Origin of the sequence: Pseudomonas sp. KnCO4 (assembly GCF_045344305.1) — a bacterium.
In the GTDB taxonomy this organism is placed as follows: Bacteria; Pseudomonadota; Gammaproteobacteria; order Pseudomonadales; family Pseudomonadaceae; genus Aquipseudomonas; species Aquipseudomonas anuradhapurensis.
The window spans coordinates 186,686-213,122 of sequence record NZ_CP174199.1 but is presented as its reverse complement, the minus strand read 5'-3'; the positions used below and the strand labels follow the sequence as shown (position 1 = coordinate 213,122).

The following is a 26,437-nucleotide window of genomic DNA, read 5'->3' as shown; positions in this document are numbered from 1 at the left end:
ACCGCCCTCGCTCGGCCTGCCCTGACGGCAGGCCCTTTCCGGAGATATCCGCATGAACCCCTTGCGCATTCACTGGTGCTCGCCGCTCGACAGCGGCCAGCAGAAAGCCACCGACAAGTACGACACCGGACGCCTGGACTTCGCCGGTATCATCGATTTCGCCCAGGAAGCCGACGAACTGGGCATCGACTCGCTGCTGATGGGTATCAGCTACCACATGCCCGACCCGCTGCCGATGATCGGCGCGCTGGTGCGCGAAACCCGCAACGTAAAGTTCATCCTCGCCTACCGCCCCGGGCTGCTGCACCCGACCCTGTTCACCCAGGTGGTCAACACCCTGTCGTGGATGTCCGACAAGCGCATCGCGCTGAACCTGGTGGCCGGCATCTCGCCGGACGAGCAGGCGTACTACGGTGACTACGTCGCCCATGATGGCCGCTACGCGCGCACCTGCGAGTTCATCGATATCCTCAAGCGCTTCTGGGCCGGGGAAACCCCGCTCACTCACCACGGCGACTTCTACCAGTTGGACAAGGCCCAGCTCGGCCTCCCGTTCAAGGACCACGAGCGGCCACGCCTGTATCTGAGCGGCGCCTCGGGCATCGCCCAGCAGGTGGCGGTATCGCATAGCGACTGCTGGCTGCGCTACGGCGACACCCCCGAGGGCATCGCCGAGGCCGCGCGCGAGGTACTCGCAGCCGGCCGCTCGGTAGGCATACGCATGCACGTGCTGGCGCGGGAAACCCGCGAAGAGGCCCTGGCCGAAGTCGAGGCGATGATGGAAAACCCCGACCAGCAGCACCGCGAATGGGTACGCCAGTTTGTCGCCCGCTGCGACTCCGAGGCGGTCAAAACCTCGTTCCGCCTGGCCGAGGGCGCCCGCCACGACTGGTTGTCGCCGATGCTCTGGTCGGGCGCCGTGGCCTACCGAGGCGGCCCGGCGCTGTGCGTGGTGGGCAGCTACGAGGAAGTGGCCGCCTACCTGCTGGAATACAAGAAGGTCGGGGTGAGCGAGTTCATCTTCTCCGGCTGGCCAACCCGCGACGAGATGCGCCGCTTCTGCCAGCACGTGCTGCCGCGCCTGCGCGAGCTGGAAGCCGACCTGGACCGCCAGCATGGTTGAGCATGCGCCGCTGCGCCGGTTCGGTGCTGGGCTGCTGCTGGGCCTGATGGCTGAACAGACGGTGCTGTTCGCCGTGCCGTTGATGGTCTATCAGGCCACCGGTAGCCTGCGCTATTCGGGGCTGGTGTTCGCCCTGGAGTGGCTGCCGGCGCTGCTCGCCTACCCGTTTGCCGGGGTGCTGGCCGACCGTGTTGGCGGGCGCACCCTGTTGCAGTGGGCCAACGTGCTGCGCGCCGCCAGCCTGGCGCTGACCGTGTTGTGCTGCAGCCTGGCGCCGGCCCTGACGGTCTGGGCGCTGGCGGCCAACGGCGTGCTGCTGTCGCTGCTGATGGCGCCGGTGCGCATGGCCGTCGAGCGCACCGTGCCGCAGGTGGCGCCGGCCGAGCGCCTGGCGCACACCCAGTCGCTGGTGCAGAACATGGAGCTGCTGGCACAGGTGCTGGGCCCCGCCTGCGCCGCCGCGCTGGTGCTGTACAGCGGCAAGCTGGCGCTACTGGGCCTGGCCGCCGTCGCACTGTTGCTGGCAGCACTGTGCTGGCATGGCCTGCCCGACGCCCACGCCAACAGTGCTCGGCAACCGGTGCTAGGCGCCCTGCGCCAAGGCTGGCAGCTACTGCTGGGCAACCCGCCGATCGTCAGCCTGGCGCTGCTGAACTTCAGTATCAACCTGGCCTTCGCCTGCGTGCTCAGCGCCAATGCGTTCGTCATAAGCGGCGTATTCCAGGCCGCCGACGGTGCCTTCGGCCTGATCAACAGTGCCGCCGGCGCCCTGGGCCTGCTGAACTTCCTGCTGGTGCCGTGGCTGCTGAAGCGGCTGTCGATCCACCAGCTGGGCGCGCTGGGTTTCGCCGTGCTGTGCGGCGGGATCCTGGCCATGGGGCTGGCCAACGGCGTGCTCGCCTACGGTGCCAGCTTCGTCCTGGCCATGGCTGGCTGCACCCTGTTCAACGTGTTCAACCGTACCCAGCGAATCAAGGTGATCCCACGCGAGCACCTGGGCAAGGTGATGGGCCCGTTCTACCTGCTCAACCTGGCGTCCTACCCGCTGGGTGGCCTGCTCAGCGCCAGCATCGGCCAGCGCTACGGCATTCAGGGCCTGATTCTCGCCCTGAGCCTGCTGCTGTGCGTGCCGGGCGCCCTGCTGTTTCACCTGACCACGCGGCGCCTGAACGCCGCACTAGGCACTGATAACCCCGCCATGGAGGCATCCCGATGAACAGCCAACCCCTGTGCCTGCTGGCCACGGTCGAATCCGACTCGCACATGTGGAACCTGGTGTATTTGCAGATGTGGCTGAGCGAACGCGGCCTGGACGTGAAGAACCTGGGCAGCTGCACACCGGTGCAGGCCGTGCTCGACGCCGTCGAGCAGCACCGCCACGCGCGCCTGCTGGTGATCAGCAGCGTCAACGGCCACGGTTACTCCCAGGGCCTGGCACTGATCCGCGCGCTGCGCCAGCAGTACCCGCACCTGCACGTGGTGATCGGCGGCAAGCTGACCACCTCCGAGGAACAGACCCGCGCGGTGCGCGAAGAACTGCTGGGCGCGGGATACAACGCGGTGTTCACCGAGGCCGACGCCCTCGACGCCTTCCAGCACCACCTCGAACGCCTGGCCCAGGCCCGTTATTCGCTGGTGCTCGGCACCGGCGACGTGGCGCACTGGACCTGAGCCCCGTCTGCTGCCCGAACAAGGAACGAACCCATGCATATCGTTATCGTCAACCGCTGGCCGCGCTTCCACGATGGCCAGCGCTGGGACAACGAACTGACCCGCTACGAAGCCTTCTTCGACCACCAGGCCCACCGCATCAGTTATGTGGTCGACGGCCCCGGCGCGCTCGGCGTGCTGGCGCCACGCGAGCAGATCGCCCATCTGGTGCAGGTCGAGGACGTCAACCAGTACTCGCAGTTGCTGGCCGCGGTGACCGAGGTGATTGAACGGGTCGGCCCGGTGGACCTGCTGATTGCCTTGTCCGAATTCACCCTCGAGATCGCCGCCCAGGTGCGCCAGGCGCTGAACATCCCAGGCCATGGGCCGGACGAAGTGGCCGTTTACCGCGACAAGGCGCGGATGAAACAGGTGCTGCAGGAACATGGCCTGGCCGTACCGGCCTTCACCCGCTGCCAGAGCCTGGCGCACACCCTGGCCTTCGCCGCGGAAACCGGCTACCCGCTGATCGTCAAGCCGGTGGACGGCGCCGCCAGCATCGGTGTGGTGCGGGTCGACGACGAGCGCCAGCTGCTGGCCGCCCTCGACGGCGTCGACCTGGCGCGCCACGAAGTGGAGGCTTTCGTCGAGGGCCAGGTGTACCACGTCGACGGCTACACCGACGGCACCGGCCAGGTGCCGTTCCAGGCCGTGTCGCGCTACCTCAATAGTTGCCTGGACTTCGCCCGGCGCCAGCCGTTGGGCTCGGTGTTGCTGCAGGCCTCGCCGTTGCGTACACGCATCGCCGACTTCAGCCGCCAGTGCCTGCAGGCGCTGGGGCTGCGCGATACCGCCTTCCACCTGGAACTGTTCGTGCGCGAGGACGGCAGCCTGGTGTTTCTGGAGGTGGGCGCGCGGGTCGGCGGCAGCGAGGTGCCGCACCTGATCAACCGGGTATTCGGCGTCAACCTCTACGAGCACTGGCTGAAGAACCTGCTCGGCGAGCCCGCCGCCCTGCCCGACCAGGACGGCGACCCCAGCGGCGGCTGGCTGATCATCCCCAAGCCGCAACAACTGCCGTACAGGGTGCTTGAGGCGCCGTCGCAGCGCACCCGGGTCGCCTCGCTGTGGCGCGAACTGCTGCCCAAGCCCGGTGAGGTGCTGGAGGCCGGCGGCGGCTATGACGCATTGCAGGGTGGGCGTTTCATCTTCACCGGCAGCGACCAGGCTGGCATCGAGCGAGACATCCGCCACGTCATTGAACACTACCGCCTGGAGGCGCAACCGGCATGAACCACGCCGCCCGTACCGAACACGACGACGCCGTGCTGCTGGCTCGGCTCACCCCTTACCTGAGCGACAACGACCAGCACGCCGTGCGCGTGTTCGGCGAACGCCTGATTGAAGCCGCCGGCGGGCTGGCGGGCCTGGCCGACTACCGCCTGATGGTCGCCTACGGCGGCGGCAAGGACAGCTCCTACACCGTGTCACTGCTGCGCGCGACCCAACTGCACCTGGCCATCAGCCATGGCTGCACCTTCCACCTGCGCATAGCCAACATGCGCCATGCCGGGGTGGCCGATGCGGTGATGGCCAACATCGACCGGGCCTACCGCGCCCTGGCGTTGTACGGCGACCCGCGGGTCGAGATGCTGGTGGTCGACCACCGGCAGATCCGCCCATTCGAACGTCACCTGCCCTTCCCCAGCGAGGTGAAGGCGATGAACCGCTTCGACGTGCTGATGAATGGCCACCGTACCGCCGGTGACGGCCGCCCGACCTTCTGCAACAGCTGCAACCTTGCAGTTGCCGACTTCTTCGGCCGCGCCGCCTGGTGGCAGGGTGGCGTCGACGCAGTGGTCACCGGCGACTCGCGCAAGGAACAGAAGCACTACTTCACCTGGATCATGCGCCTGGCCGAACGCCTGGGGCTGGACGTCGAGGACTGCCGCCGCCAGGGCTTTCGCGGGCTGCTGCAGGCGCTGGACGGTATTGCCCAGGCCTACTTCATCGAACTGCTCGGCGAAGGCTTCGACGCTGCCCTCGACGAACGGCGGGTCAGCACCGGTAACGCCAGCGGCGAGCCTGCGTTCATCAGCATCTACGACCTGGTGAGCTACCGCGTCGACGACCACTGGGAGCTGATTACCGAATTTCTCGGCTTCCGCTTCGAGGAGCTGGCGTTCAGCTTCACCGAGTCGGACTGCGCCAACCCGATGCTGATGGCGCACCTGCGCGGGCTCAAGGCCGAACAGGTGCAGGGGCGCAGTTATGACCAAGGACTGGCCGAATACCTGGAGCTGGCCCAGGCGCTGATGCGCAAGAAAGAAATGCCAGACCGCCTCATCGAGCTGGCCTTGGCGCCCTACGCCGACGCCGCCGGCAAGGCCAACCGGCGCGCCCTGGCCGACGGCTTCGCCCGCTCGGCCTTCGACCTCGACGAAGAGCAGCTGATCTGCATGCAGTTCTCGCCCTTCGTCAGCCAGGGCCGCGACCTGGCGCTGTACCTGAGCCTGCGTCACCCGCAGCTGGTCGGGCGCCTGCCAGACCTGCACGCGCTGCTCGGCGGCCAAGCCGAGGACGAAGTGCTCAGCCACTGGCTCGGCGAGGTCAGCGGCCTGCCGCTGGCGGCATTGCGCAGCCTTTACCGGCACGCGCCCATCGACTTCGACAGTGATGCCTCGCTGATCGCCCGGGTACGCGCCGGCGACCCGCACAAGGGCCGTATCGTGCGCCACGACCCGGCCACCGGCGTACAGGTAGTCGAACTGGTGTCGGGGCGCTGACCATGGCCAGCACCGATACCAGCCACTTCCAGCGGTTCATCGAACGTGCCCGCGAGCGCGGGCAGCTCGTGGTGCAACCGCGCATGGGCTTCGCCGACATCCCGAGCATGCGTGCTGGCCTGGAGGCGGTGGCCCGCCAGCCGGGCGCCCTGGGTACCATCACGCTCGACAGTTACACCCGTGTCGGCGATTACCAGAGCGCCCTGCGCTGCCTCAATGACGGCAGCCCGCTCAACGGCTTCCCCATCGTCAGTCATCCGCTGGAAGCCCTGCGCGGCATTCTCGACGGCCTCTACGGCGCGGACTTCCCGATCCAGGTACGCCATGGCACGGCCCAGCCACAGAACATCTTCAAGCGCATGGCCGCAGTCGGCCTGGACGCCACCGAAGGCGGCCCAGTGTCCTACTGCATGCCCTACAGCCGCCTGCCGCTGCTGCACGCGGTGGATGCCTGGGGGCAAAGCTGCCGGGCGCTGGCCGAGGGCACCGCACATGGCCACATCGAGAGCTTCGGCGGCTGCCTGTTGGGTCAGTTATGTCCACCCTCGATGCTGCTGGCGGTGGGCCTGCTCGAAGCCATGTTCTTCCGCCAGTACGGCATCCGCAGCGTGTCGCTGAGCTACGCCCAGGGCACCAGCATGGTCCAGGACCAGGGCGCGCTGCGCGCCTTGCGCGAGCTGGCGGCGCACTACCTGAGCGATATCCACTGGCACGTGGTGGTGTACACCTACATGGGCGTGTTCCCCTGCACCGAGCATGGCGCCCGCCGCTTGATCGTCGACAGCGCCCGCCTGGCCCAGGCCACCGGTTGCGAACGGCTGATCGTCAAGACCGTGGCCGAGGCCCGGCAGATCCCCTCGGTGCGCGACAACCTCCAGGCGCTGGACATGGCCAGCAACAGCGCGGCGCAAGCGCCGGCGGCGCTCGACCCGGCCAGCCAGGGCTATTACGAAGAGATCCTGCTGGAAACCCGGCAACTGGTCGACGCCGTGCTCGAGCTGCACGCCGACCTGGGCACCGCGCTGCTGCAGGCCTTCGCCCGGGGCTTGCTGGATATCCCCTACTGCCTGCATTCGGACAACCCCGGCCGCGCCACCACCCTGATCGATGACCACGGGGCGCTGCGCTGGGCCAGCCTCGGCGGCCTGCCGCTGGCGCGTAGCCACGCGGCAGGCAACGCCGAACACGGCGTGCGCGCCGACCAACTGTTCCAGATGCTGCACTACATGGTGAACCGTTATGACCAACCCTTGCATTGAACCCGGCCAGCGCCCGCTGGTGCTGGTCGACGCCTACTCCACCGGCGCCTTTCTCGCTCGCGCGCTGGCCGAGCACCGCCCGCTGCTGCATGTAAGCTCGCGACGCGACATGCCGGCGGCCTTCGCCGCCAGCTGCCCGCAGGCCCTGTTCACCCAGCACTACCAACTGCACGAGGTCGGCTTCGAGCCACTGTGCCAGGTACTGGCAGCCCAGCACCCCGAGGCCGTGCTGACTGGCAGCGAGTTCGGCGTTGAGCTGGCCGACCGCCTGGCCGCCGCCCTTGGCCTGCCAGGCAACGACCCGGCGCTGTCGGTAGCGCGCCGCGACAAGGCGCTGATGGCCGAGCAAGTCGCCGCGGCTGGCTTGCCGGTGGCAGCACAGTTGCGCACCGGCAGTGCCGAACAGGCCTGCGCCTGGTTCCAGGCCCAGGGCCCACGGCCGGTGGTGGTCAAGCCGCTGGACAGCGCCGGCTCCGACCAGGTGTTCATCTGTCGCGACGCCAGCCAGGTCCGCGATGCCGCCAATGCCATCCTCGGCGGCACCAACCTGATGATGCGCGACAACCATGAAGTGTTGGTGCAGGAGTACCTCGAAGGCGACGAATACGTGATCAATACCGTCAGCCATCAGGGCCAGCACTGGCTCAGCGATGCCTGGCGCTGCACCAAGACCCTGAGCAAGGATGGCCGCAAGATCTACGACAGCGAATACCTGCTGGCTCCCGACGACCCGTGCCTGGAGACCTTGGTCGGCTATGTCGAGGGGGTGCTCGACGCCCTGGCCATCGCCGAGGGGCCGGCGCACACCGAGGTCATCCTCACCGCCGCCGGGCCACGCTTGCTGGAAACCGGCGCACGCCTGTCCGGCCTGGCCAACCCGCCCGCCCTGCAGGCTGCCACCGGCGCCGACCAGGTCAGCCTGACCGTCGAGGCCTGCCTCACCCCTACGCGCCTGCTGCAGCGCCCACGGCGCTATCGCCAGCTGCAGGCGGCCTGCACCCTCAACCTGATCGCCCGTGGCCAGGGTCGCTTCGACCTGGGCCGGGTAACCTCGCACCTCGACCAGCTGGCCTCGTACCACAGCGCCCGCTGGCGTTTCAGCGACGGCCGCGCCCTGGCGCCGACCGTCGACCTCAACAGTTCGCCGGGGGCCGTGTTCATGGTCCACCCGCAACCTGACCGCATCCGCCAGGACCAACTTGCCTGGCGGACGTGGGAGCAAGACTGGCTGTAACCGGGAGCCCCACCTACCGGGGCCGTTTCACCACTAAGGAGACACTGATGAGCACGCAAATCCGTAACGGACGCATGACTGTCCCGCAACTGGTGGCCATGAAGGGCCGCCAGAAGATCGTCTCACTGACGGCATACTCCAGCGCGATTGCCCAGGTAATCGACCCTCTGGTCGACTTCATCCTGGTCGGTGACTCCACCGCAATGGTCGGCTACGGCCGCAGTTCCACCCTGGGCATGCGCCTGGACGAGACCATCGCCCATACCCGCGCGGTAGTCGACAGCACGCGCCTGGCCTGCGTGATCGCCGACATGCCGTTCGGCAGCTACCAGGAAAGCCCTGAGCAGGCATTTCGCAACTGTGCCGAGGTGCTGGCCCGCACCGGCTGCGCCGCAGTGAAACTGGAAGTCAACCAGGTGCTGGCCAGCACCGTGGCATTTCTGGTTGAGCGCGGAGTACCGGTGATGGCGCACATTGGCCTGATGCCGCAGTTCGTCAACGTCATGGGCGGCTACAAGGCCCAGGGCCTGAGCTCGGAAGGCGGCGCGGCACTGTTGGCCGACGCCCGCGCCAACCTGCAAGCCGGCGCTTTCGCCCTGTTGCTCGAAGGCGTCGCCGAGCCGGTGGCCAGGGCCATCACCGAGGCCAGCGACAAGCCGACCATCGGTATCGGCGCGTCCCCGGCGTGCGACGGCCAGGTGCTGGTCACCGAGGACCTGCTGGGCCTGGGGGGCGAGCACGTGCCACGGTTCGTCAAGCAGTACGCCGATGTCGCCGGGGTGATTCGCGAGGCCTGCGCACGCTTCGGCGACGAAGTGCGTGACGGCACCTTCCCGACGCTTGACCACTGCTATGGGGTCTGAGCCTCGTCCTGAATCGCCTTGACCAGGCGCTGCAGCGCCTGGGGAATGTCCTTGCTCCAGTCCAGCGTGTAACACAGCCTCAGGTGGCTACGCCACAGGCCTTGCTGACTGAAGATTTCCCCGGGCGCGATGACGATGCGCTGGCTCAACAGGCGCTGGAAGACCCGGCGCATTTCTACCGGCCGGGTCGCTTCCAGCCACAGGCTCGCCCCGCCTTGGGCCTCGCCCCAGCGCAGGTAACCCTGGCCGTGGAGCTCCAGCAGGCCCTGCATGTGCTGCATGCGCTCGCGCAGCATGGCGCGCAGCAACTGCACGTGCTGGTCGACCCGGCGTGAGGCGTACAGCTTGGCGATGGCCTTCTGGCGTATTGGCGAGAGGCGGAAGGCGCGCTCCAGAAACAGTTGCTGCAGCTGCTCGATATGGCGCCGGCACAGCAGGTAGCCATAGGGCGCCTCGGAACCGATGACCTTGTCGAGGGTGGAAAACACCAGCAAACGGTTGGGGTCGGCGAAGTCGCGATAGCGGGCCGGCGATGCCTCGAAGCAGAACTCGCCATAGCCATCGTTTTCGAACAGCCACACCTCCCGCTCGGCCAGCCAGCGACAGATCTGCTGCTTGTCCGTGGCCGGCATCAACCCGCCCTGGGGCACGTTGGTGGCCGAGGACAGCACCGCCAGGCGCACGGGCTGGGCATGCAGCAACTGGCGGAACTGCTCCAGGTCGAAACGGCCGTCGGCGCGCAACGGCACCTCGACGACGGTCATGCGCGCAGCCAGCAACTGGCGCAGCACCGCCCAGGAACAAGGCGACTCGACCAGCGCTACCTGGCCTTCCAGGCTCAGGGCGCGCAGCGACAGTTCGAGGATGCTGCGCAGGTCCGAGCCGATGAACACATGCTCGGCATGCCAGTAGCGCTGTGGCGAGCGCGTGTAGCGGTCGGCCAGTACACCGCGCAGCTCCGGCTCGCCGAACGGCTGGTACAGCGGCGCATGGGAGCGTGGGTACTGGCGCGCCAGTTCACGCTCGATCATCAGCAGCGGTTTTTCCAGCGACAGCAGCATGGCCGGCGCGTCGCTGCTCAGGGCCAGCATGCCGGGTTGGCGGGCGCTGGAGAACACCGTGTCGAGCAGGCTGGGTGAACATTCGCCGTGCAACGGTGCCTTGCTGGCCCGGGTGAAGTAACCGTGCCTGGGCTTGGCGTATACCCGGCCCTCGTCCTCGAGCAGCGAATAGGCGTACTTGGTAGAGGACACCGACACGTTCAGGCGCTGGGCCAGCTGGCGCAACGACGGCAGGCGCTGTTCAACATCCGACGGTGAGGCTTCGATCCAGTCGAGCAGGTACCGGTATACGGCCTGGTAGGTGTAGTGGGACTTGATGTTGTTGTCTGCTTCCATTCTCACGGGGTCACTTCTGAAAAAGCGCAGGCACAGGGTACACGCGAATCCAGCGCGCTGCCCTACGCCCCGGGCGGTGTGGTGTAAACCCTGTTCGAAACGGGACAGAAGCACTGAACAGGGCCCGGCAACCTGCCAGCGGCTTTTTCGTTTGTGCGACATGTCGCGTTTCTGGCACTCCCGTGCCAAGGGTCATTGGTGTTAGCGTGGGCGTCTTCCCGTTTCCGGACGGGTAACCCACACAATGATTGGCGAAGGAATGCGCACAACCATGCACCTGAAAAAACTTACCGCCACCACCTTGCTGCTGGCCAGCATCGGTCTTTTCACCCAACCGGCCCAGGCCAACCTCACCCAGCAGCAGTCGGCCGCCATCGTCAAGGCCTTCGACGGCAGCGACCCAAGCGACTTCAAGCAATTCATCGGCAAGCTCAAAGGCAGCGACCTGGCCAAGGCCGACAACCTCGAGGCAACGCTCGATGCCTACCTGGCCGGCAAGCCACTGGCAGCCGAGCAACAGAACGAGATCAACCGTCTGCTCGGCCTGTACACCCGCATCAAGTACGGCAAGGCCGCCAGCGAAACCCTGCGTGAACTGGTAGCTATCCCGACCTTCAACGTCGAAGGCACGCCGCAGCACGAGAACCCCGAGTTCCTCAAGATCGCCGACAAGATCAAGGCCCTTGCCGATAGCTTCGGCCTGGCCTTCCGCAACATCGACAACCGGGTGTACGAGATTTCGCTGGGCAGCGGCAAGGAAGTGGTCGGCATCCACGCCCACGCCGACGTGGTGCCGGTCAACCCGGACAACTGGAAACTGGCCGATGGCACGCGCCTGGACCCGTTCAAGGTGACCCTGGTCGGCGACCGCATGTATGGGCGCGGCACCGAAGACGACAAGAACGGCATTGTCGTGGCGATGTACGCACTGAAAGTGGCCAAGGACGAGAACCTGCCCCTGGCCCGGCAGTTCAAGCTGCTGATCGATACCACCGAAGAAACCAGCGGTGATGCCATCCCGTATTACTTCGAGCGCAACCCCACGCCCGACTACAACCTGGCGCTCGATGGCGGCTACCCGGTGGTCATCGCCGAGAAAGGCTACGGCACGATCATGGCCAGCTTCAGCAAGCGCCCGGCCACAGGCAAGGGTGCGGAGATCGTCAACCTGACCGGCGGCCTGGCCACCAACCAGATCCCGACCACTTCCGTGGCGACACTGGTCTCCGATAACCCGGCGGCGCTTGCCAAGCGCCTGCAGCAAGCCGGCGCCAAGTACGTGAAGCAGCATGGCGGCGATTTCAGCATCGATGCCAAGCCCGATGGCAACAACGTGCTGCTGACGGTGACCGGCGTTTCCGCCCACTCTTCGGAACCGGAATCCGGGGTCAACCCGGTGGCGCGCATGCTTGATTTCATCAATGGCCTCGGCCAGCAGGTGCCGATCAAGCACAACCACTTCACCGATGCCGCCCGCTACGCCGCCGACAACTGGGGCCTGGATTACCTGGGCAACAAGCTCGGCGTGGCCTTCAAGGACCCGTTCATGGGCCCGCTGACGGCATCGCTGACCTTTGTCGGGGTTGATGACAAAGGCCTGAAACTGGCCGTGAACCTGCGCATCCCCAAAGGCAAGCCAATCGCCACGATCAAGGACGAACTGGCCGACAAACTGGGCAAGTGGACCCGGCAAAGCCACACCTCGGTGGCTTTCGACTACAGCCTGGACGAGCCGATGTACCGCAACCCCGAAGGCGAATGGGTCAAGGCGCTGCTTGACGTCGCCACCGAGAACCTGGGCATGAAGCACGAGTTCGGTACCTCCGCAGGGGCGACCTCGGTGCACGACCTGCCCAACGGCGTGCAATTCGGCCTGGCCATGCCGGACGTGAAATACACCGGGCACAACGACAACGAGTTCAAGACCGTGGAACAGTTCATGCTGGACTTGCAGGTGGTGAGCGAGATGGTGGCGCGGATCGGGCAGATGCCGAAACTCTGAGTGACTGTACCGGTCTCTTCGCGGGCACGCCCGCTCCCACAGGAATTGCGCAACCATCAAAGTCGGTGCGATACCAGTGGGAGCGGGCGCGCCCGCGAAGAGGCCAGCACAGGCGACCACTCATGACGTTTTTCAATCGACTCGATGCCGTTTCCTGCATTGCCGTGCAGAGCGCCGTGCCGGATGCTTTATTTACTCCGAGACATGGCTTTCCACCCGCAGAGGCTCGTATGAAGACCGTCGAACAAATCCTCAAGACCAAGTCCCAGCACCACACCGTTTACACCATCGGCCCGGATGACTCGGTACTCGACGCCCTGAAACTGCTGGCGGAAAAAAACGTCGGTGCGCTGCCCGTGGTCGAGGGCAACCAGGTGGTGGGCATCGTCAGTGAACGGGACTATGCGCGCAAACTGGTGCTCAAGGGCCGCTCTTCCGCCGCCACGCCGGTGCGCGAGATCATGAGTGCGCCGGTGGTGACCGTGGAGCCGAAGCAGAACCTCGAGTACTGCATGAACCTGATGACCAACCGCCACCTGCGCCACCTGCCGGTGGTCAGCAATGGCGAGTTGCTCGGCCTGCTGTCGATCGGTGACCTGGTCAAGGAAACCATTGCCGAACAGGCCCACCTGATCCTGCAACTGGAACAGTACATCCGCGGCGAATGATCCGCCTCAATGGTAGGCACGCTCCAGCTCGTCCAGTTGATGGTCGAAGCTGCGCAGGCGTGCCGACCAGGTGTACACCAGCACCTCCAGGTCACGATTGAGCACAGCGGTGTTGCCATGGCCGCTGCGGGTGGGCTCACCCAGGTCCAGCTGGTAGCGCTCACGGGCCATCGCCTGGGCAACACTGGACAGGTCGCGGGCATTGGCCAGCCAGTGGTGATGATGGTCATGAATTTCGCGGTCGAGCGCCCGGCACTGGCGTTTCAGGGCCTCCAGGCTCTGCTCCAGCGGGGTGCCCTTCAGCTCGCCCATGACTTCTTCGAACGTGCGCCCGGAATGCCAGTAGCTGCCCCAGAAATAGCGATCGAACACCGTTTCGACGCGGCGTAGCGCGACCTTGGTGTTCCAGATGGTCAGCAACGTTCGGCCCTGCACCACTTCGCGTTTGTTCAGGTGCAGTTGCTGCCAGGCGATCCAGGCCAGCGCCACCAGGGCCACCGCCACGGTGACCGCGGCAGCGGCATACAGGAAATGCACGGCCTGGTTCATCTGTTGTGTCTGCCTGATGCCATAGAAGTAACTGGCCGTCAGGGTGCCCAGGATCGTCACGGAGCACCAGAAACCCGGTGCGTAGGGATCTTTCATCGCGCTATCCCCTTGTTGTTTTCCTGAGCATAGCAACGGCCAATCACTCGTCAGGCACCACTCGGCGCTTTATTTCTTGCGTGGGTGCAGCGCCTCGTTGAGTTGGTCGATCATCGGAATCCAGTCGTCATCCGCGATGTATTTCTCTTTCAGAAAATCGCGCTGTGAATCATTCCAGAAAGGCGCATCAACCAGCTTCACATCATCGTCCAGCGGCGAATGGGTGCTGATGAAACGGTTGATTTCGACCGGATCGTCAGACAACCCCAGCTGTTTGAAAATCTCCGACAACGGATGAATCGGCTTGTCCATGGTTCCTCCTCGGCGCCGGGCCGGTCGTCGACGATGCCGGCCCGGCATGGGTTGAGAGCATCAACTGAGCTCGCACACTTCGGCGCGCGGCACCAGCTTCAGATATTGCTCCATGCTCATGTGAATCAGATGATCGTGATCACCCGCCTCCAGGTAGACATCGCCTTGGCGGGTAAGACTCGAATCAAGCAGCATCTTTATCTGGTAGGCATCGCCAAGCGCCGGTACGGCTCCGCGCTCGCAGTCGCCGAACAGGCTCGGCAGGCCGCTCTCACGGGTCAGTTGCCAGGCCCCGGACATGCGCACCTTGCTCATGTCCAGGTGCCGGTTGGCCGGCAACACGGCCATGATGTAGTTGCCATGACGATCATCGAGCACCACCGACTTGGCGACCCGCTCGGCGGGTACGCCGGCCGTGCGGGCCGATTCCAGGCTGGTGGCCGAATGGGGATGGGGAATGATGTCGTAGTCGCAGTTGGCCTTGTTCAGGCGATCCTGCAGGGTCTTTGCCATACGCATGATGCACCTCCGGTTTCGCCCCCCAATGTCCAATTCTAGGCCGGGTACCGCCTGGCAGGGCTAAACTTGTGCAATAGAACACACGAGGTGACGACAGGTGATTGCCCGCTGCTGGCGCTGGCTGTTGCTGCTGTTGCTGCTGTTGCTGCTTGGCATCACGCCGGGCGGCCAAGCCGCGCCCGGAGCAGTGTGGGTGCTGGGCATCGATGATGCCATCGGCCCGGCCAGCGCCGACTACCTGGTGCGTAGCCTTGGCCAGGCCCAGCTACAGGGGGCGCAATTGGTGGTGATCCGCATGGATACGCCGGGCGGGCTGGACAGCGCCATGCGCCAGATGATCAAGGCGATTCTCGCCAGCCCGGTGCCGGTGGCCACCTTCGTTGCCCCAAGCGGGGCCCGCGCCGCCAGCGCCGGCACCTACATTCTCTACGCCAGCCACATTGCTGCCATGGCACCAGGAACCAACCTGGGGGCCGCCACGCCAGTGCAGATCGGCGGCCCACCCGGCCCTGCCAGGGAGGACAAGGTCAAAGGCAACGATGACGAAACCCTCGCGCGCAAGCAGGTCAATGATGCGGCGGCCTACATGCGTGGCCTGGCGCAGCTGCGCGGGCGCAATGCCGATTGGGCGGAGAAGGCCGTGCGCGAGGCAGTGAGCCTGTCCGCCAGCGAGGCCTTGCGGCTGAACGTGATCGACCACGTAGCCGATGACCTGCCCGGGCTGCTGCGCAAGCTCGATGGCCAGACCCTCACCGTCGCGGGCCAGACCCGCCAGTTGCAGACCGCCGGCGCCAGCCTGGTCGAGCACCTGCCGGACTGGCGTACACGGGTACTGGCGGTAATCACCAACCCCAGCGTGGCGCTGATCCTGATCATGGTCGGCGTGTACGGCCTGCTGTTCGAGTTCATGAACCCAGGCTCGACGGTCGGTGGCGTGGTTGGCGGCATCTGCCTGCTGCTGGCCTTGTATGCGCTGCAACTGTTGCCGGTGAGCTTTGCCGGGGTGGCGCTGATCCTGCTCGGCATCGCCTTCATGATCGGTGAGGCGTTTTTGCCCAGTTTCGGCGTGGTCGGCTTTGGCGGCATCGTCGCTTTCGTGGTCGGCGCGTTGATCCTGATCGACACCGACGCCCCCGGCTTCGGCATTCCACTGGCCCTGATCGGCACCCTGGCGCTGCTCTCGGCGGTGCTGATCGGTGGGGTGATGGGCATGGCCCTCAAGGCCCGCCGACGGGCGTTGGTCAGCGGCGATGCCGGCCTGCTCGGCAGCCTGGTCACGGTCACCGCGGTAATGGCCGGCAACCCGTTCTGCGGCGTGGTCCTGGCCCAGGGCGAACAATGGCAGGTGCAGTGTGCAACGCCGCTGCAACCAGGCCAGAGCGTGCGGGTGACAGCCCGCCATGGCGTCATGCTGCAAGTGAGCGCCGCCGCTCCTGCGGCGCAAGGAGAGTGACCATGTTCATGCAACTGGGTTTCGGCGCGGTGCTGGTCGTGCTGCTGATGCTGTTGCTGTCGGCGTTCCGCATCCTGCGCGAATACGAGCGCGCCGTGGTGTTCCAGCTGGGGCGCTTCTGGCAGGTGAAGGGGCCGGGGCTGATCCTGTTGATTCCGGTGGTGCAACAAATGGTGCGGGTCGACCTGCGCACGGTGGTGCTGGATGTGCCGCCGCAGGACGTGATCACCCGCGACAACGTCTCGGTCAAGGTCAATGCCGTGGTCTACTTTCGCGTGCTTGACCCGCAGAAGGCGATCATCCAGGTCGAGGATTTCCTGGTGGCGACCAGCCAACTGGCGCAGACCACGTTGCGCGCGGTGCTGGGCAAGCACGAACTGGATGAATTGCTGGCCGAACGCGAACAGCTGAACGCGGACATTCGCCAGGTGCTGGACGCGCAGACCGATGCCTGGGGCATCAAGGTGGCCAACGTCGAGATCAAGCACGTCGACCTCAACGAGTCGATGGTGCGCGCCATTGCCCGCCAGGCCGAGGCCGAGCGCGAACGGCGCGCCAAGGTGATCCATGCAGAAGGTGAGTTGCAGGCATCGGAGAAGCTGATGCAGGCGGCGCAGATGCTGAGCAAGGAGCCGGGAGCGATGCAGCTGCGCTATATGCAGACACTGGGGGCGATCGCCGGGGACAAAAGCTCGACCATCGTCTTTCCGCTGCCGGTGGAGTTGCTCAAGGGGGTGGTGGGCAAGCAGGAATAGCGGAGGGCGCCTTGCGCCCCTTTCGCGACGCAAGGCCGCTCCTACAAGGGTCGTTTAACGCCTGCAGGAGCCCTGGGCCGATCAGATTGGCGCGCGGCGCAGGGTCGCCAGGAAGGTAGCCGCACCAATGAACAACCCGGCAAAGGTCCGGTTCAGGCGTTTCTGCTGCCTGGGCGTACGCAGCAGCCGCAGTACCCGTGCAGCCAGGCCGGTGTAGCCGGCCATCACCAGCATGTCGACGGCGACCATGGTCACGGTGATGGCCACGTACTGCGGCAGCAGGGGGGCATGCGGGTTGATGAACTGTGGCAGCACCGCCAGCATGAACACCAGCGCCTTGGGGTTGCTGACGTTGACCAGGAAACCGCGGAATACCAGGCTCAGTGGCTTGCCGATCGGGCGCACGCCGGACTCATCGCTCATGTCCATCGGCAGTGCGCGCCACTGCTTGTAGGCGAGGTACACGAGGTAGCCGACACCGAACCATTTGATGATGTGGAACGCCGTGGCCGAAGCGGCCAGGATGGCGCCGACGCCGGCGGCGATGATGGCGATTTGCACAATCAGGCCCAGCTGCAGGCCCAGGGCGTTCCAGTAGCCACGCCAGAAACCGTATTGCAGGCCGCTGGACATCGAGGCAATTGCCCCGGCGCCGGGTGAAAGGCTGATCACCCAACAGGCGGCAAAGAAGCCCAGCCATACTTCCATCGACATCACACACCTCGCTCGAACATTTGTCGCAAAACGTTAAGCTAAGGCGTTGATGAAAAAATAACCAGCAGATTTTGCAGGGTTTGCACTGGCTGTACCCGCGCAGAGGCCGGTACAGGTTCAGTCAGCCTCGGCCGGCGTCTCTTGTTGCAGCGATTGCACCTCAGCGCCGCGCCAGCGCCGCACCGACTTCTGGAAAAACTGGCTGTTCGGCACCTGCACCAGCGCCCCTCCCGCCTCGGGCATTTCCAGCAGGGTGGTGAACAGCAGGTTGATGGCGATGACCCGGCCCTTTACGCCCGGCTTGTCGAGGGTGTCGACCAGTTCGACCACGTCTCCGATGCGAAACGGCCCGACCGTGAAGATCAGCACCGCACACAGCAGGTTGGAGAGCACGCTCCAGATAGCAAAGAAGGCCACCGCCGCTACCGCGACGAAACCGGACAATGCTGTCCACAGCACGGTTGCCGATACACCCAGGCGCTCCAGCACGAACAACAGCGCGCTGCCCATGATCAGCCAGCGCAAGCCACCGCGTACCGGCACCAGCAACTCCGGCGGCAGAGGATAACGCTGGCCCAGGCGGCTCAGCCCACGGGCAATGATGCGTTGCAGGACGAACGCCACGATCAGGATCAACAGAATCTGCAAACCCAGCCAGAAGGTGTCCATCCATTGCCCTGGCAGCAGCGAACGCAGTTCCTCCATCAGGACAGCGCCTCGAGTTCGGCCTGCATGCTTTCGAGGGTTTCCAGTGCTTCCATCCAGGCCTCCTCCAGTTCGCCCTCGCGCTGCTTGAGCTTGGTCTGGCGCGCCAGCAGCTCACGCAGTTCATCCTTGCGCGCCGCGTCGTAGAGGCCACCGTCACCCAGCGCGGTTTCGATTTCAGCCAGCTGCGCGTGCACCTGGTTGAGCTCGGTCTCGAGCTTGTCGGCGGCCTTCTTGTGCGGAGCCAGTTGCTGGCGCAAGGCTGCGGCAGCCTGGCGCTGGGCCTTCTTGTCGGTCTTGTCCGGGTTGGCCGGGGTGCTGCTGGCCGGCGCACTGCGCTGGCGGTACTCGACGAGCCAGCGGCTGTAGTCGTCCAGGTCGCCATCGAAGGTATCGACCTTGCCGTCGGCCACCAGCAGGAAGTCGTCGGTGGTGCTCTTGAGCAGGTGACGGTCGTGGGACACCACCACTACAGCACCGGCGAACTCCTGCAGGGCCATGGTCAGAGCCAGGCGCATTTCCAGGTCGAGGTGGTTGGTCGGTTCGTCAAGCAGCAGCAGGTTCGGCCGCTCCCAGGCAATCAGCGCCAGCGCCAGGCGGGCCTTTTCGCCACCGGAGAAGTTCACTACCGGCTCGTCGACACGGTCGCCATGGAAGTCGAAGCCACCGAGGAAATCGCGCAGGGTCTGCTCACGCTCGGCAGGCGCGATGCGCTGCAAGTGCAGCAGCGGGCTGGCCTTGTCGTCCAGCGAGTCCAGCTGATGCTGGGCGAAGTAACCCACGGCCAGGTTCTCGCCACGTACCAGGCGACCCGACAGCGGCTCAAGCTCGCCGGCCAGGTTCTTGATCAAGGTCGATTTGCCGGCACCGTTGGGGCCGAGCAGGCCAATCCGTGCGCCCGGGGTGAGCTGCAGCTTGACCTTGTCGAGGATGGCCTTGTCACCGTAGCCCAGGCGGCCTTCGGACAGGCTCAGCAGCGGGCTGGAAATTTTTTGCGACTCGCGGAAGACAAAGTCGAACGGCGAATCGACGTGCGCCGCCGACAGCTCTTCCATGCGCTCCAGGGCCTTGATTCGGCTCTGGGCCTGGCGGGCCTTGGTGGCCTGGGCCTTGAAGCGGGCAATGTACTTTTCCATGTGCGCGCGCTGCGCCTGCTGCTTCTCGTAGGCCTGCTGCTGCTGCGCCAGGCGCTCGGCACGGGTGCGCTCGAAGGCGGTGTAGCCGCCCTTGTACAGGTTCAGCTTGCGTTGCTCGACGTGCAGCACATGGTCGACCACGGCATCGAGGAAGTCGCGGTCGTGGGAGATCAGCAACAGCGTGCCTGGGTAGCCCTTGAGCCAGTCCTCCAGCCACAGGATCGCGTCCAGGTCCAGGTGGTTGGTGGGCTCGTCGAGCAGCAGCAGGTCGGACGGGCACATCAGCGCCTGGGCCAGGTTCAGGCGCATCCGCCAGCCCCCGGAGAAATCGCCGACGCGGCGATCCATCTGCTCGTTGGTGAAGCCCAGGCCGGCCAGCAACTTGCGGGCGCGGGCATCGGCGGTATAACCGTCGGCGCTTTCCAGCTCACTGTGCAGGCGTGCCAGGGCGGTGCCATCGTGGGCCTGCTCTGCCGCAGCCAGCTCGGCCTGAACCTTGCGCAGGCGCGCGTCGCCGTCGAGCACATAATCCACGGCCAGGCGGTCGAGCGTGTCGACCTCTTGACGCATGTGGGCGATGCGCCAGTCCCCGGGCAGTTGGCAATCGCCGGCATCGGGCGACAGCTCACCACGCAGCAAGGCGAACAGGCTGGATTTTCCGGCACCGTTGGCGCCGATCAGGCCGGCCTTGTGACCGGCGTGCAGGGTCATCTCGGCGCCTTCTAGCAAGCGCTGCGGACCACGCTGTAAAGTGAGGTTGGATAGTCTGATCATGATGGTCGCGGAGTCTACCAGCTTCCTCGGCCCATAGCGCGAGTGGAACCATGCACACCGACCTGTGGAATCACGCCCTGGCCCTGTACGCCAGGCCCGGCGTGGAAGCGGCCTGCCTCGCCTTGCAGGCGCTGGGTGGCGATGTCTGCCTGTTGCTGTGCGCAACCTGGCTGCAAGCACGTGGCGTGGCCGTGCTGGACGAGCGCGTGCAGGCATTGCGCGAGGTTGCCGAGCCCTGGCAGCGTGAAGTGGTTGCGCCGTTACGCAGCCTGCGGCAACAGTGGCGCGCGGCAGCGCAGGGCGATGCGCGGCTGGCAGCGTTGCGTGATCAGCTCAAGCAGCTGGAACTGCAGGCCGAGAAGGCCTTGCTGGAACGCTTGCAAGCGTGTGCACAACAGTGGCCCACGGACGCTGACGTGTCCGCGGGCGACTGGCTGGCCCGGCTGGCGCCGGACCTGGCCCGCCACCACGACGCGCTGGACCAGTTGCGCGTCGCGGCGACCGCGCTTCAGGACGCCGACGGCGCCTGAACCGAGGTACTGGCAGGTGCCGAAGGGGCGGCAGGCGTGGCCGAGTTGGTCACAGCGGCCGTACTGCTGGCGGCAGGTGTAGCCGGTTTGGTTTCGGCTGGCTTGCTGGCAGCAGGCTTGGCGGCAGCAGGCTTGGTCGCTGCACGGGTTGGTGCTTTGGCTGCGGCGGGTTTCGCGGCCGGCTTGGCAGCAGTGGCCTTGGCTGGCGCAGGTTTGGCAGCAGCGGTGGTTTTGGCCGCTGGTTTGGCAGCTGCGGTAGCCTTGGCTGCTGGCTTGGCCGCTGGTTTGGCAGTTGCAGTGGACTTGGCCGCTGGCTTGCCTGCCGGTTTGGCGGCAGCAGTAGTCTTGGCTGCTGGCTTGGCCGCCGGTTTGGCAGCTGCGGTAGCTTTGGCCGCTGGCTTGGCTGCCGGTTTGGCAGCTGCGGTAGCTTTGGCCGCTGGCTTGGCTGCCGGTTTGGCAGCTGCGGTGGCTTTGGCCGCTGGCTTGGCTGCCGGTTTGGCAGCTGCGGTAGCTTTGGCCGCTGGCTTGGCTGCCGGTTTGGCAGCTGCGGTAGTTTTGGCTGCTGGCTTGGCCGCCGGTTTGGCAGCTGCAGTGGCCTTGGCTGCTGGCTTGGCCGCCGATTTGGCAGCTGCAGTGGTTTTGGCTGCTGGCTTGGCCGCCGGCTTGGCAGTTGCAGTGGCTTTGGTTGCTGGCTTGGCAGCTGCGCGTTGGTCAAGGGCTTTGGCTGCTGCTTCTCGAACCTTGCCTACACCTTGAGCCAGCTTGAGGCTGTCCTGTGCATCGCGCTTGAGTTGTTGAATATAAGAACGGGTCTGGCTTTGACGTTCCTTGAGAGAATCGAGCAATTCTTCCAGTTCACCAATGGCTTTATGTGCCTTGGCCTGCGCCTTGGCTTTACCTGCCTTGGCTGCGTCTTGCAGTTTCTGACGCCCACCGTGCAGTTTTTCCTGCGCCTTGACACGCTGCTTTTCCAACTTGGCCAGCAGTTTTTCCGCATCAGCCAGCGCTTGCGAGCAGGCATCCTCCAAGTGTTCGAGCAGGCTGCCCGAAAGTTGCTGGAGCAGGTGTAACGGCGTACTTACTGGCTTCTTCTTGGCCGACATGGTTTACCTCCTGGCTGATGAGATTGCGGCTCATACTATGCTTCTGCTGCTACCGCCGCTAGGGCATGTTGACAGTATTGTTTACGCCGCGTTGCATGCCTGGGCAAAGTTGTTATCTTGCAGCTCCGAGCAAGTGTAGTTGCTGAATAAATGATTGCAGATATTCGGCAACTATCTGAACTGCGCGGTGCCCTTGTAGGAGCGGCCTTGTGTCGCGATGGGGTGCGAAGCAGCCCCAGGATTTGTGCATCGGGTTGATAATGCCGGGGCTGCTTCGCACCCCATCGCGACACAAGGCCGCTCCTACAAAACAAAGGCCTGCAAGCACGCACAATACCAAACTGAACACTGGCATAATTCCCCGCTCATTGGCGCAGGAACTGATCATGCCTCGATATCTGGTTTTAGGTTTATGCCTGCTGGCCCCGCTCGCCCTGGCCAACAGCGACGAACACGACCTGGCCTACAGCCTTGGCGCCAGCCTGGGCGAGCGGCTGCGCCAGGAGATGCCGGGCCTGCAACTGGACACATTGGTCGAAGGCCTGCGTGCGTCTTACCAAGGGCAACCACTGAAGCTCGACAAGGCACGCATGCAGGCCGTGCTGCAGCAACATGAAGCGCAGGAAGACGATGCCGCCGTGCAGAAACAGCAGGCTGCCGAGACACGCTTCATGGCCAACGAGCGCGGTCGTTATGGCGTACATGAACTCCCCGGGGGCCTGCTCTACAGCGAGCTGCAGGCAGGCACGGGCGCGCAGCCCAAAGCCGGCGGCAAGGTGCAGGTGCGCTATGTGGGCAGGCTGCCCGACGGCTCGATATTCGATCAGAACCAGACGGCCCAGTGGTTCAGCCTGGATTCGGTAATCGAAGGATGGCAGGTGGCGTTGCCGCAGATGCGCACCGGCGCCAAATGGCGCCTGGTGATTCCATCGGCACAAGCCTATGGCGCCGAGGGTGCGGGTGACCTGATCGCACCCTACACCCCCCTGGTGTTCGAGATCGAACTGCTGGCGGTTGCTGACTGATCTCGGCCGTCAGGCCTCGACCGCGCCCTCTTCCTTGTGCGCGTTGTGCAGCACCTCGATCAGGCAGTCTTCCAGTTCGAAGCGTTCGTGCAGCAGGGCTCCCAGCTTGGACAGCTTCTCGGCGAAGCGTTCGGTGTCCTTGCATTCACCCTTTTCGCAATGGTCATTGAACGCCAGCGCGGTCTGGGTGATGTCGTTGATCCGGGGATTGATTTCTTCGGCCAGCTTCAGCGCCTTTTCGTCGTCGAAAGCCTTGGCCTCACTGACCAGTTGCTCGCAGACTTCGAAATGCCACGCTGAAACGTAGTCGACCAGAACCGCGCAGAAATCGCGGTTTTTTTCCTTGTCGGCAAAGGCCGGCTTGGCGTCGCGCAATGCGCGGAAAGCCTGCACCAGTTCCTGGCGCTCCTCCAGCCAGCGATCGATCAGCTTGTGAACCCCACCCCAGCGTTCCTGAGCGTTCTGACAACTATCGAGCATGGCGATCTCTTCCCTTCTGGGTAGATGCCGCTGCACCTCGCACTACGACCGTGCAGCACAAAGGTGACATCAGCAGGACGGCATCGAGCAGTTGTGTTTTCGGTATGCGTGTTGCGAGATTATTCCCGCACGTGCTGCCCATCAAGGTACGCAGCGGACAAAGTTCATACAAGCGTTTAATACCCTGTTACACCGCCATTGGTCGCGCTACTGGCCAAGCCTTGCGCCAGGTCAACTTCTGGCCAGGGTGCGGAAACGATACGCCAGCAGGCAGCTCGCGGGCGGTACCGCCAGCAGCAGAAAGGCCAGCAGGCTCCACTCGGGCAGCGTCAGGTCGAGAAAACTCCAGGTCAGCGAGTTGCAGTCAGGGCCGCCGAGCAACAATTGCCGCGCCGCTTCGCTCCAGGACTGTTCCAATACCCATGCGATCGGCAGCGGGCAGAGAGGCAGGGCATCGTCCGCGCCCTGCAACCAGACGTGCCGTGCCGCCAGCAACGCCCCCCCCAGCGCACAACCCAGCGTCGCCCGCGCATAGCGGCGGACACCCTGCGAACGCGGTGCCTGCAGCACGGCCGCGAGGCACAGCAGCGCGTATAGGCCAAGCAGCACACGCTGGCTGAAACACAATGGACACGGCACCAACCCCAGAACCTCTTCCAGCTGGAAGGATGCTGCCAGCACCGCCAGTGCAGCCAGGCAGGCGGGTAGGAAAAAGGTGCGTAAACGGGCCGGCAGCATGGGCGGTCAAGGTCCCGAGAGGATGAAGTGGCTTGAAACGGTAGAGGAAAGACACGCTTTGTTTCAAGGCGCGACAGCCGCGACAAGTCGCTGAATCGCGAAGGAAATTTCTAGCAGATGAGTAGGAAACGTCTGAAGACAGGGACTGCAGATCCAGCTTGCATCGGCGGATAAGTTACCCGGCCCCATGGCCCGCACCTTGGCGCGGGCCGTGGGTAAGGTCAGGCGCGTACGCCTTCTGGCAATGGCAGGGCCAGCAGGCGCTCGTCCAGCAGGCTGAGGCCCTCCTGGAACAACTGGTTGCTGCGCTCGGTCTCGCCAAGGCTGGCGAGCAGCCGGGCCAACTCGGCGCAGGCCTCAGGGTTGCGTTCCATGCGCAGGCTGCTTTCCAGGTAGTCGCGCGCCTTGCCCCACAGGCGGTTCTGCAGGCTCAGGCGACCCAGGGTCAGCAGCAGGCTGGCGTCGTCCGGGTGTGCCTTGAGCCAGCCTTCGGCGGTTTGCAGCTGGCGCGCCGGGTCTTCGCCGCGCACCAGGCCGTAGAGGCGCGCCAGGTGGCTTTCGTAGTCACGCTTGAGGGCGGTGCGCAGCACTTGCTCGGCTTCGCTCTGGGCGCCGACCTGGCGCAACTGTTCGGCGTAGGCCAGCACCAACTGTGGTTCCTGGCGCTGTGCCGCGGTCAGTTGCTGCCAAGCACGCTCCAAGGCCTGGCGCGCACTTTGCGCATCCTCGCCCCGGGTCGAGGCCAGGCTCAGGTTCTGGCCCCACGCGCGTTGCTCCAGGGCGGCCAGCTCGGCAGCCGGCAGCACCTTGCCTTTGCGCAGCTCGGGCAGCAGGCGGATCAGCGCCGACCAGTCGCCGCGCGCCTGGTACAGGCGCTGCAGCAGGCGCAGCACCTGGCTGTTATGCGGGTGGCGGTCGTGCATGGCCAGCAGGGTTTCCAGGGCGCCGTCGCTTTCGCCACGGTCCATCTGCAGCTGCGCATGGGTCAGGGCGATGGCCAGTTCCGCTTGCGGCTGACGCTCCAGGGCACGCTCCAGCAGGTTGTCGCTGTCTTCAGTGCGGCCTTGCTCGTTGGCGGCGCGCGCCGCACCGAGGTAGAACAGCAGCGGCTGGCGCTCGGCCTCGGCGGCCCGGTGCAGGTGGCGTTGGGCGCTGGCCCAGCGGCCCTCGGCAAGGTCCAGCTGGCCCTGTTCGATGGACAAGCGGATGCGTCGGCTGCGGTTGCGTCGCGACCATGGGTTGACTACGCCGCTGGAAGTCAGCACCAAACCGACCAGGTAGCGCAGCAGCCACAGCAGCACGATCACGGCCAACAAGCCGGCCAGGGCTGCCCACAACCCCGACTGGTAGCGGAAACTGCCATAGGAAATCAGCACATAGCCGCTGTGCTTGGCGACCGCGATACCCAGCGCTGCGGCGATCACGATCGCCAGCACGGCCAGCAGGTAGACGCGCTTCATGGCTTGCCCCCTTCCGCCTCGGCCGGCAGGTGACGGCGCTGGATATACGCCTGTACTGCGGCCAGGCTTTCGCTCAGGTCGGGGGTGACCACCGAGACGGGTTGCTCGGCCAAGGCATTGAGGCTGTCGAGCATGGCCTTGCTCTGCGGGTTGTCGGCGTTGAAATTGGCCAGCAGCACGCTACGGGCATCGTCCAGGGCCTGGGTGTAGACCTTGGCGTCGCCATTGAGCGCCGCCCACTGGGCCTGCTCGATGGTCAGGCTCAGGGCCAGGCGCAGCTGGTTCAGTTGCTGCCCGGCCAGCAGTGGGCGCACGTTGTCATCGGCGTTGAAGTCGATCTGGAAATACTTGGAGATCTCGGCCCACCACTGCGACAGGCGGCTGGCGCCATCGCCGTCGGAGGTCAGGGCACCGAGCGCATCGGCATTGCTGGCGAATTCTGGCGACTGGGCGCTAAGTTGCTGCACCAGCTCGCGCTGCGCGGCCAGTTTCAGAAACAGGCCGGTACGGTCCGGTTGCTGCGTGCTGTTGAGCGTGGCCAGGCTACGCGCCAGCTGCTCGCGGGCGGCGAAGGCGCCCGGGTCGCTCTGTTCACGCAGGATCTCGTCGGCACCCTCGACCAGCGCCTTGGCACTGGTGATGTCCTGCAGCGCCGACAGGCGCAGGGTGGCCAGGCGCAGCAAATGCTCGGCCTCGGCCAGGCGCCATTCCTTGCGGCTTTCGCCCAGCACGGTTTCCAGGCGCTGGCTGAGGCGTTGCTGGTCGCCTTGCAGTTGCGCCACCAGGCGGCGACGGTCTTCCAGCTCGCTGGCAGGCGGCAGGCTGGCCAGCTGCGCGCTGATCTGCTGTTCGCGCTGCTGCAGGGCTTCGGCGCGTTGGTTCAGCGCCTCGATGTGCTGGCCCTGGTTGAATTCGCTGCCTTGCAGTTGACGCACCTGCCAGGCACCCCAGCCACCTACCGCGACCCCGGCCGCCCCCAGCAGCAGGGCCAGGGTTGCCAGGCCACTGCCGGAGCGCTTGGCAGGTGGGGGGGTGACGGGTTCCGCCGGCGCCTGTGCCGACGGCTGATCGTTTTTGGACAAGACAGTCTCGCTCACGTATCCATC

At 65.3% G+C, this 26,437-nt stretch carries 26 protein-coding genes; 14 read left to right on the top strand and 12 right to left on the bottom strand.

The window, feature by feature from the left end; genetic code table 11:
- Window positions 1-52 precede the first annotated feature (52 nt).
- The 8 genes from ACJA3S_RS00930 to panB are packed head-to-tail and all read left to right on the top strand — an operon-like array spanning window position 53 to window position 8,915.
- Window positions 53-1,123 (top strand): LLM class flavin-dependent oxidoreductase, encoded by a 1,071-nt coding sequence (locus tag ACJA3S_RS00930; RefSeq protein ID WP_170027769.1) that lies wholly within the window; start codon window positions 53-55, stop codon window positions 1,121-1,123.
- Window positions 1,116-2,339 carry an MFS transporter gene (locus ACJA3S_RS00925; protein ID WP_406820572.1) on the top strand — a complete coding sequence of 408 codons (1,224 nt, stop codon included), beginning with the start codon at window positions 1,116-1,118 and terminating at the stop codon, window positions 2,337-2,339. The genes ACJA3S_RS00930 and ACJA3S_RS00925 overlap by 8 nt, the downstream gene beginning before the upstream one ends.
- Complete coding sequence (locus tag ACJA3S_RS00920) at window positions 2,336-2,794, top strand: cobalamin B12-binding domain-containing protein (RefSeq protein ID WP_406820571.1); 459 nt, start codon at window positions 2,336-2,338, stop codon at window positions 2,792-2,794. Before ACJA3S_RS00925 ends, ACJA3S_RS00920 begins: the two co-directional genes overlap by 4 nt.
- 33 nt (window positions 2,795-2,827) lie before the next feature.
- A complete protein-coding gene (locus ACJA3S_RS00915; protein ID WP_406820570.1) occupies window positions 2,828-4,066 on the top strand; it encodes an acetyl-CoA carboxylase biotin carboxylase subunit family protein in 1,239 nt (412 codons plus the stop codon).
- The gene (locus tag ACJA3S_RS00910; protein WP_406820569.1) at window positions 4,063-5,559 is read left to right on the top strand and encodes a hypothetical protein; all 1,497 of its coding nucleotides are present in this window, start codon (window positions 4,063-4,065) and stop codon (window positions 5,557-5,559) included. The genes ACJA3S_RS00915 and ACJA3S_RS00910 overlap by 4 nt, the downstream gene beginning before the upstream one ends.
- A gap of 2 nt (window positions 5,560-5,561) precedes the next feature.
- A complete protein-coding gene (locus tag ACJA3S_RS00905) occupies window positions 5,562-6,818 on the top strand; it encodes a methylaspartate mutase (RefSeq protein WP_406820568.1) in 1,257 nt (418 codons plus the stop codon).
- On the top strand, window positions 6,799-8,052 hold the full coding sequence (locus ACJA3S_RS00900) for an ATP-grasp domain-containing protein (RefSeq protein ID WP_406820567.1): 1,254 nt from the start codon (window positions 6,799-6,801) through the stop codon (window positions 8,050-8,052). The genes ACJA3S_RS00905 and ACJA3S_RS00900 overlap by 20 nt, the downstream gene beginning before the upstream one ends.
- A gap of 47 nt (window positions 8,053-8,099) precedes the next feature.
- Window positions 8,100-8,915, top strand: coding sequence for a 3-methyl-2-oxobutanoate hydroxymethyltransferase (gene panB, locus ACJA3S_RS00895; protein ID WP_406820566.1), 816 nt, complete (start codon window positions 8,100-8,102; stop codon window positions 8,913-8,915).
- Here panB and ACJA3S_RS00890 read toward each other — a convergent pair.
- Complete coding sequence (locus tag ACJA3S_RS00890; RefSeq protein WP_406822185.1) at window positions 8,903-10,312, bottom strand: PLP-dependent aminotransferase family protein; 1,410 nt, start codon at window positions 10,310-10,312, stop codon at window positions 8,903-8,905. The genes panB and ACJA3S_RS00890 overlap by 13 nt on opposite strands.
- Before the next feature lie 271 nt (window positions 10,313-10,583).
- Here ACJA3S_RS00890 and ACJA3S_RS00885 point away from each other — a divergent pair, with 271 nt between their 5' ends.
- Window positions 10,584-12,314 (top strand): dipeptidase, encoded by a 1,731-nt coding sequence (locus ACJA3S_RS00885; protein ID WP_406820565.1) that lies wholly within the window; start codon window positions 10,584-10,586, stop codon window positions 12,312-12,314.
- 230 nt (window positions 12,315-12,544) lie between these two features.
- Window positions 12,545-12,982, top strand: coding sequence for a CBS domain-containing protein (locus ACJA3S_RS00880; RefSeq protein ID WP_056806073.1), 438 nt, complete (start codon window positions 12,545-12,547; stop codon window positions 12,980-12,982).
- A 6-nt stretch (window positions 12,983-12,988) separates the two neighbouring features.
- On the opposite strand, the gene ACJA3S_RS00875 is transcribed toward ACJA3S_RS00880, so the two are convergent.
- The 3 genes from ACJA3S_RS00875 to ACJA3S_RS00865 form a co-directional block, all read right to left on the bottom strand.
- On the bottom strand, window positions 12,989-13,627 hold the full coding sequence (locus ACJA3S_RS00875) for an NADH:ubiquinone oxidoreductase subunit N (RefSeq protein ID WP_406820564.1): 639 nt from the start codon (window positions 13,625-13,627) through the stop codon (window positions 12,989-12,991).
- Between the two features lie 69 nt (window positions 13,628-13,696).
- On the bottom strand, window positions 13,697-13,939 hold the full coding sequence (locus ACJA3S_RS00870; protein ID WP_406820563.1) for a DUF2789 domain-containing protein: 243 nt from the start codon (window positions 13,937-13,939) through the stop codon (window positions 13,697-13,699).
- A 60-nt stretch (window positions 13,940-13,999) separates the two neighbouring features.
- Window positions 14,000-14,458 (bottom strand): aminoacyl-tRNA deacylase, encoded by a 459-nt coding sequence (locus tag ACJA3S_RS00865; protein WP_170027758.1) that lies wholly within the window; start codon window positions 14,456-14,458, stop codon window positions 14,000-14,002.
- Window positions 14,459-14,555: 97 nt separating this feature from the next.
- On the opposite strand from ACJA3S_RS00865, the gene ACJA3S_RS00860 reads away from it, so the two are divergent.
- On the top strand, window positions 14,556-15,911 hold the full coding sequence (locus ACJA3S_RS00860) for an NfeD family protein (RefSeq protein WP_406820562.1): 1,356 nt from the start codon (window positions 14,556-14,558) through the stop codon (window positions 15,909-15,911).
- A 2-nt stretch (window positions 15,912-15,913) separates the two neighbouring features.
- Entirely contained in the window at window positions 15,914-16,666 is a 753-nt protein-coding gene (locus ACJA3S_RS00855; protein WP_186687741.1) for a slipin family protein, read from the top strand.
- A gap of 81 nt (window positions 16,667-16,747) precedes the next feature.
- Here ACJA3S_RS00855 and ACJA3S_RS00850 read toward each other — a convergent pair whose 3' ends face one another.
- The 3 genes from ACJA3S_RS00850 to abc-f form a co-directional block, all read right to left on the bottom strand.
- The gene (locus tag ACJA3S_RS00850) at window positions 16,748-17,380 is read right to left on the bottom strand and encodes a LysE family transporter (RefSeq protein ID WP_170027755.1); all 633 of its coding nucleotides are present in this window, start codon (window positions 17,378-17,380) and stop codon (window positions 16,748-16,750) included.
- 117 nt (window positions 17,381-17,497) lie between these two features.
- Window positions 17,498-18,085 (bottom strand): mechanosensitive ion channel domain-containing protein, encoded by a 588-nt coding sequence (locus ACJA3S_RS00845; protein WP_406820561.1) that lies wholly within the window; start codon window positions 18,083-18,085, stop codon window positions 17,498-17,500.
- Window positions 18,085-19,995 carry a ribosomal protection-like ABC-F family protein gene (gene abc-f, locus ACJA3S_RS00840; RefSeq protein WP_200627162.1) on the bottom strand — a complete coding sequence of 637 codons (1,911 nt, stop codon included), beginning with the start codon at window positions 19,993-19,995 and terminating at the stop codon, window positions 18,085-18,087. Before abc-f ends, ACJA3S_RS00845 begins: the two co-directional genes overlap by 1 nt.
- 50 nt (window positions 19,996-20,045) lie before the next feature.
- On the opposite strand from abc-f, the gene ACJA3S_RS00835 reads away from it, so the two are divergent.
- Window positions 20,046-20,525 (top strand): TIGR02444 family protein, encoded by a 480-nt coding sequence (locus ACJA3S_RS00835; RefSeq protein WP_406820560.1) that lies wholly within the window; start codon window positions 20,046-20,048, stop codon window positions 20,523-20,525.
- Here ACJA3S_RS00835 and ACJA3S_RS00830 read toward each other — a convergent pair.
- On the bottom strand, window positions 20,504-21,628 hold the full coding sequence (locus tag ACJA3S_RS00830; protein WP_406820559.1) for an AlgP family protein: 1,125 nt from the start codon (window positions 21,626-21,628) through the stop codon (window positions 20,504-20,506). The two genes, ACJA3S_RS00835 and ACJA3S_RS00830, sit on opposite strands and share 22 nt — an antisense overlap.
- 386 nt (window positions 21,629-22,014) lie before the next feature.
- On the opposite strand from ACJA3S_RS00830, the gene ACJA3S_RS00825 reads away from it, so the two are divergent.
- A complete protein-coding gene (locus ACJA3S_RS00825) occupies window positions 22,015-22,653 on the top strand; it encodes an FKBP-type peptidyl-prolyl cis-trans isomerase (protein WP_406820558.1) in 639 nt (212 codons plus the stop codon).
- 9 nt (window positions 22,654-22,662) lie between these two features.
- On the opposite strand, the gene rsd is transcribed toward ACJA3S_RS00825, so the two are convergent.
- The 4 genes from rsd to ACJA3S_RS00805 form a co-directional block, all read right to left on the bottom strand.
- Window positions 22,663-23,133 carry a sigma D regulator gene (gene rsd / locus ACJA3S_RS00820; protein WP_406820557.1) on the bottom strand — a complete coding sequence of 157 codons (471 nt, stop codon included), beginning with the start codon at window positions 23,131-23,133 and terminating at the stop codon, window positions 22,663-22,665.
- Between the two features lie 231 nt (window positions 23,134-23,364).
- Window positions 23,365-23,871 carry a disulfide bond formation protein B gene (locus tag ACJA3S_RS00815; RefSeq protein ID WP_406820556.1) on the bottom strand — a complete coding sequence of 169 codons (507 nt, stop codon included), beginning with the start codon at window positions 23,869-23,871 and terminating at the stop codon, window positions 23,365-23,367.
- A gap of 221 nt (window positions 23,872-24,092) precedes the next feature.
- Window positions 24,093-25,331 carry a heme biosynthesis protein HemY gene (locus ACJA3S_RS00810; protein WP_406820555.1) on the bottom strand — a complete coding sequence of 413 codons (1,239 nt, stop codon included), beginning with the start codon at window positions 25,329-25,331 and terminating at the stop codon, window positions 24,093-24,095.
- Window positions 25,328-26,428: a uroporphyrinogen-III C-methyltransferase gene (locus ACJA3S_RS00805; RefSeq protein WP_406820554.1), complete on the bottom strand. Its 1,101-nt coding sequence runs from the start codon at window positions 26,426-26,428 to the stop codon at window positions 25,328-25,330. The genes ACJA3S_RS00810 and ACJA3S_RS00805 overlap by 4 nt, the downstream gene beginning before the upstream one ends.
- Between the last annotated feature and the right edge of the window lie 9 nt (window positions 26,429-26,437).

Coding starts and splice junctions, on each gene's coding strand:
- ACJA3S_RS00850 (WP_170027755.1), bottom strand. CDS start 17,380: ATGTCGATGGAAGTATGGCTGGGCTTCTTTGCCGCCTGTTGGGTGATC.
- ACJA3S_RS00920 (WP_406820571.1), top strand. CDS start 2,336: ATGAACAGCCAACCCCTGTGCCTGCTGGCCACGGTCGAATCCGACTCG.
- panB (WP_406820566.1), top strand. CDS start 8,100: ATGAGCACGCAAATCCGTAACGGACGCATGACTGTCCCGCAACTGGTG.
- ACJA3S_RS00815 (WP_406820556.1), bottom strand. CDS start 23,871: ATGCTGCCGGCCCGTTTACGCACCTTTTTCCTACCCGCCTGCCTGGCT.
- ACJA3S_RS00880 (WP_056806073.1), top strand. CDS start 12,545: ATGAAGACCGTCGAACAAATCCTCAAGACCAAGTCCCAGCACCACACC.
- ACJA3S_RS00865 (WP_170027758.1), bottom strand. CDS start 14,458: ATGCGTATGGCAAAGACCCTGCAGGATCGCCTGAACAAGGCCAACTGC.
- ACJA3S_RS00890 (WP_406822185.1), bottom strand. CDS start 10,312: ATGGAAGCAGACAACAACATCAAGTCCCACTACACCTACCAGGCCGTA.
- ACJA3S_RS00910 (WP_406820569.1), top strand. CDS start 4,063: ATGAACCACGCCGCCCGTACCGAACACGACGACGCCGTGCTGCTGGCT.
- ACJA3S_RS00885 (WP_406820565.1), top strand. CDS start 10,584: ATGCACCTGAAAAAACTTACCGCCACCACCTTGCTGCTGGCCAGCATC.
- ACJA3S_RS00810 (WP_406820555.1), bottom strand. CDS start 25,331: ATGAAGCGCGTCTACCTGCTGGCCGTGCTGGCGATCGTGATCGCCGCA.
- ACJA3S_RS00930 (WP_170027769.1), top strand. CDS start 53: ATGAACCCCTTGCGCATTCACTGGTGCTCGCCGCTCGACAGCGGCCAG.
- ACJA3S_RS00905 (WP_406820568.1), top strand. CDS start 5,562: ATGGCCAGCACCGATACCAGCCACTTCCAGCGGTTCATCGAACGTGCC.
- ACJA3S_RS00925 (WP_406820572.1), top strand. CDS start 1,116: ATGGTTGAGCATGCGCCGCTGCGCCGGTTCGGTGCTGGGCTGCTGCTG.
- ACJA3S_RS00830 (WP_406820559.1), bottom strand. CDS start 21,628: ATGTCGGCCAAGAAGAAGCCAGTAAGTACGCCGTTACACCTGCTCCAG.
- ACJA3S_RS00875 (WP_406820564.1), bottom strand. CDS start 13,627: ATGAAAGATCCCTACGCACCGGGTTTCTGGTGCTCCGTGACGATCCTG.
- ACJA3S_RS00915 (WP_406820570.1), top strand. CDS start 2,828: ATGCATATCGTTATCGTCAACCGCTGGCCGCGCTTCCACGATGGCCAG.
- ACJA3S_RS00900 (WP_406820567.1), top strand. CDS start 6,799: ATGACCAACCCTTGCATTGAACCCGGCCAGCGCCCGCTGGTGCTGGTC.
- abc-f (WP_200627162.1), bottom strand. CDS start 19,995: ATGATCAGACTATCCAACCTCACTTTACAGCGTGGTCCGCAGCGCTTG.
- ACJA3S_RS00870 (WP_406820563.1), bottom strand. CDS start 13,939: ATGGACAAGCCGATTCATCCGTTGTCGGAGATTTTCAAACAGCTGGGG.
- ACJA3S_RS00835 (WP_406820560.1), top strand. CDS start 20,046: ATGCACACCGACCTGTGGAATCACGCCCTGGCCCTGTACGCCAGGCCC.
- ACJA3S_RS00825 (WP_406820558.1), top strand. CDS start 22,015: ATGCCTCGATATCTGGTTTTAGGTTTATGCCTGCTGGCCCCGCTCGCC.
- ACJA3S_RS00845 (WP_406820561.1), bottom strand. CDS start 18,085: ATGGAGGAACTGCGTTCGCTGCTGCCAGGGCAATGGATGGACACCTTC.
- ACJA3S_RS00855 (WP_186687741.1), top strand. CDS start 15,914: ATGTTCATGCAACTGGGTTTCGGCGCGGTGCTGGTCGTGCTGCTGATG.
- rsd (WP_406820557.1), bottom strand. CDS start 23,133: ATGCTCGATAGTTGTCAGAACGCTCAGGAACGCTGGGGTGGGGTTCAC.